Origin of the sequence: Stenotrophomonas sp. SPM (assembly GCF_003105135.1) — a bacterium.
Classification (GTDB): domain Bacteria; phylum Pseudomonadota; class Gammaproteobacteria; order Xanthomonadales; family Xanthomonadaceae; genus Stenotrophomonas.
Genome location: NZ_QETL01000186.1, coordinates 1 through 3,103, shown reverse-complemented (window position 1 = coordinate 3,103; position 3,103 = coordinate 1). Strand labels below are relative to the sequence as shown.

General features: G+C 69.9%; 5 protein-coding genes. 2 read left to right on the top strand and 3 right to left on the bottom strand.

Annotation, left to right across the window (positions count from 1 at the left end; all coding sequences use genetic code 11):
* The 3 genes from DCO49_RS19760 to DCO49_RS19750 all read right to left on the bottom strand — a co-directional run.
* Positions 1-283 (bottom strand): DUF3106 domain-containing protein (locus DCO49_RS19760; RefSeq protein ID WP_116865434.1); only part of this gene is annotated, 283 nt, incomplete at its 3' end.
* Positions 284-288: 5 nt separating this feature from the next.
* Entirely contained in the window at positions 289-615 is a 327-nt protein-coding gene (locus tag DCO49_RS19755) for a hypothetical protein (RefSeq protein WP_116865433.1), read from the bottom strand.
* The gene (locus tag DCO49_RS19750) at positions 612-1,196 is read right to left on the bottom strand and encodes an RNA polymerase sigma factor (protein ID WP_116865432.1); all 585 of its coding nucleotides are present in this window, start codon (positions 1,194-1,196) and stop codon (positions 612-614) included. The genes DCO49_RS19755 and DCO49_RS19750 overlap by 4 nt, the downstream gene beginning before the upstream one ends.
* A gap of 98 nt (positions 1,197-1,294) precedes the next feature.
* Here DCO49_RS19750 and DCO49_RS19745 point away from each other — a divergent pair, with 98 nt between their 5' ends.
* Together DCO49_RS19745 and DCO49_RS19740 are read left to right on the top strand one after the other, a co-directional pair.
* Positions 1,295-1,615, top strand: a complete 321-nt coding sequence (locus DCO49_RS19745; protein WP_116865431.1) for an NAD(P) transhydrogenase subunit alpha — start codon at positions 1,295-1,297, stop codon at positions 1,613-1,615.
* The gene (locus DCO49_RS19740; RefSeq protein ID WP_116865430.1) at positions 1,612-3,072 is read left to right on the top strand and encodes an NAD(P)(+) transhydrogenase (Re/Si-specific) subunit beta; all 1,461 of its coding nucleotides are present in this window, start codon (positions 1,612-1,614) and stop codon (positions 3,070-3,072) included. The genes DCO49_RS19745 and DCO49_RS19740 overlap by 4 nt, the downstream gene beginning before the upstream one ends.
* The last annotated feature ends 31 nt before the right edge of the window (positions 3,073-3,103 follow it).

Below are 3,103 nucleotides of genomic sequence, written 5' to 3'. Positions count from 1 at the left end.
GGCGCAGGCCACGGCGGGCCTTGTCGCGCTCTTCCGGGCTCATCGACTGCCAGCGCTGGCCGTGCGAGAGCATCCGCTGGCGCTGGCCGGCATCGGCGCCGTTCCAGCGGTCGCGCAGCGGCGCCAGCAGGGCATCGCGCTGCGCCGGGGTGAGCTGCTCCCAGTTCGGCAGCGCGGCGCTCGCGGCGGGCGCAGGCGCAGGCGTCGCCGTCTGCGCCAGCAGCGGTGCGGCCGGCAGCAGGGTCAGGGCGATCAGCAGGGGCAGGGTGGGGCGTCGCAGCATCGTTCTCACTCCATCGCCAGGTCGGTGTCGCCCAGCCACAGGTACATGTCGGGATTCTCGTCGTACAGCGCGCTGTTGTCTTCCACAGCGGCCACCATCGGTGCCGGGGCCGGGCCGGTGTGCGTGTCCGGGCCGGTGAACTGGATGCCGATGCCCAGCGCCATCACCAGCGAACAGGCACTGGCCAGCCACCAGCGCCAGCGGCCCTGGTGCGCCGCGTGGGCGCCATGGCGGGCATGGCGCAGGCGCGCCAGGGTAGCCGGCGACAGCGACTGCAGCGACTGCGCGTGCAGGCTGCGCAGGGCGTCATCGGAAGGCAGAGAGCGGTTCACGGATGGTTCTCCAGGTAATCCTGCAGCGCCTGTCGGGCGCGTGCCAGATGGGTCTTTACCGCGCCTTCGCTGCAGCCCATGGCGCGGGCGGTGGTGGCCCCGTCCAGGTCCTGCAGCACGCGCAGGGTGAAGGCTTCGCGCTGGCGGGCGGGCAGGGTGCGCAGGGCCTGCACCAACTGCTGGTACTGCTGGCGCTGCTCGTGCGCCTGGGCCGGGTCCGGGCCGGGGTCGGCCCAGTCGATGTCGGCACCGTCGGCATCGTGGTTGTCGCGCCAGAACGGCAGGCGGAAGCGGCGCCGGCGCTGCAGGTCGATCACCCGCCGGCGCAGGATGCTCCAGAACAGCGGCGCCCATTCGGCGGCCGGCTTGTCGGCGTAGTCCAGCATGCGCAGCAGGGCGTCCTGTACCGCGTCCAGCGCATCCTCGCGCTGGCGCAGGCCGGCCTCGGCGAAGCGGAAGGCGCGCGGGCCGACGCTGGCCAGGAACGCTTCCAGTGATCCCGGCAGGGCATCGGCGTCGGCGGTCGGGGGGAGGGGGCTGCTCACCAGCACAGGGTACGGTTCCTCGCTCGGGGTCACCATCGACAACGCGTGAGCGCGGCTTTGGTTGACCGGAGTACGCGCCGGGTTCAGCCCGTGGTTATGATGGGGCGACGAAGACAGAGCGGGAGGCGTTGCCGATGAGTGACGGGTTCGTGGCGCTGTACATCTTCATGCTGGCCGCAATCGCGGGCCACGTGATCATTTCGCGGGTGCCGGTCATCCTGCATACCCCGCTGATGTCGGGTTCCAACTTCATCCACGGCATCGTGCTGATCGGCGCGATGGTGGTGCTGGGCCACGCGCAGACACCGCTGGAGAAGGCCCTGGGCTTCCTCGCCGTGGTGCTGGGCGCCGGCAACGCCGCCGGTGGCTACGTGGTCACCGCGCGCATGCTGGAAATGTTCAAGCCGAGCGCACCCAAGGGTGTCAAGGACGAACCGAAGGAGCCGCAGGCTTGAACATCAGCACCGTCGAACTGCTCGATTGGCTGGTCAAGGCCAGCTACCTGGTGGCCGCCACCCTGTTCCTGCTCGGCCTGCAGCGCATGGCCTCGCCGCTCACCGCGCGCAGCGGCATCCGCTGGGCCGGGTTGGGCATGCTGCTGGCCACGGTGGCCACCTTCTTCCTCCCCGAACTGCACAACGTGCCGCTGATCCTGGTGGCCCTGCTGCTCGGCGCCGGCCTGGCCTGGTGGTCGGCAGGCAAGGTCGCCATCACCGACATGCCGCAGATGGTGGCGCTCTACAACGGCATGGGCGGTGGCTCGGCTGCAGCCATCGGCGCGGTGGAACTGCTGCGCTATGCCTTCCTGGCCAACCGCGATACCAGCCACTGGAGTGCGCAGGCGCTGGCCGACCTGGCTGCGCGCCAGCCCTCGGCCACCATGCTGCTGCTGGCGGTGGTCGGCGCGGCCATCGGCGCGGTGTCGCTGTCCGGTTCGGTCATCGCCTGGGCCAAGCTCGACGGGCGGATGGACAAGCGCGTCACCTGGCCCGGCCAGCAGGCGCTGAGCCTCCTGGTGGCGCTGGCCGTGGTGGTGCTGGCGATCATCGCCGCCAGCACGCTCAGCACGTGGTCCATCGTGGCCTTTTTCGTGCTGGCGCTGGCCTTGGGCGTGCTGATGACGCTGCCCATCGGCGGCGCCGACATGCCGGTGGTGATCTCGCTGTACAACGCGTTCACCGGCCTGGCGGTGTCCTTCGAAGGCTATGTGCTGGGCAACGAGGCGCTGATCATCGCCGGCATGATGGTCGGCGCGGCCGGCATCCTGCTGACGCGGCTGATGGCCAAGGCGATGAACCGGCCGATCAGCAACGTGCTGTTCTCCAACTTCGGCGGTGGCGCCGGTGGCGAAGCGCAGGCGATCACCGGTTCGCAGAAGCCGATCGAAGCGGCCGACGTGGCGGCGATGATGGCCTTCGCCGAGCGCGTGGTGATCGTGCCCGGCTACGGCATGGCCGTGGCCCAGGCCCAGCACAAGATCTGGGAGCTGGCGCAGCGTCTGGGCCAGCGCGGTGTGAAGGTGAAGTTCGCCATCCACCCGGTGGCCGGGCGCATGCCCGGGCACATGAACGTGCTGCTGGCCGAAGCGGGCGTGCCCTACGACCTGATCGCCGACATGGACGACATCAACCCCGAATTCGCCAACACCGACGTGGTGCTGGTGATCGGTGCCAACGACGTGGTCAACCCGGTGGCACGCACCGATCCGGCCAGCCCGATCTACGGCATGCCGGTGCTGGACGCGGTCAACGCCCGCAACGTGGTGGTGATCAAGCGCGGCAAGGGCACCGGCTTTGCCGGCATCGAGAATGCGCTGTTCTACGCCGACAACACCCGCATGCTGTACGGCGATGGCGCCGAAGCCGCAGCGTCGCTGGTGAGCGAACTGAAGGCGCTCGACGGCGGACATTGAGTCTGTACCGGTAGCGCCGGGCCATGCCCGG

Excerpts from the sequence above, each read along its gene's own strand:
- DCO49_RS19750 (WP_116865432.1), bottom strand. The coding sequence starts at position 1,196 with ATGGTGACCCCGAGCGAGGAACCGTACCCTGTGCTGGTGAGCAGCCCC.
- DCO49_RS19745 (WP_116865431.1), top strand. The coding sequence starts at position 1,295 with ATGAGTGACGGGTTCGTGGCGCTGTACATCTTCATGCTGGCCGCAATC.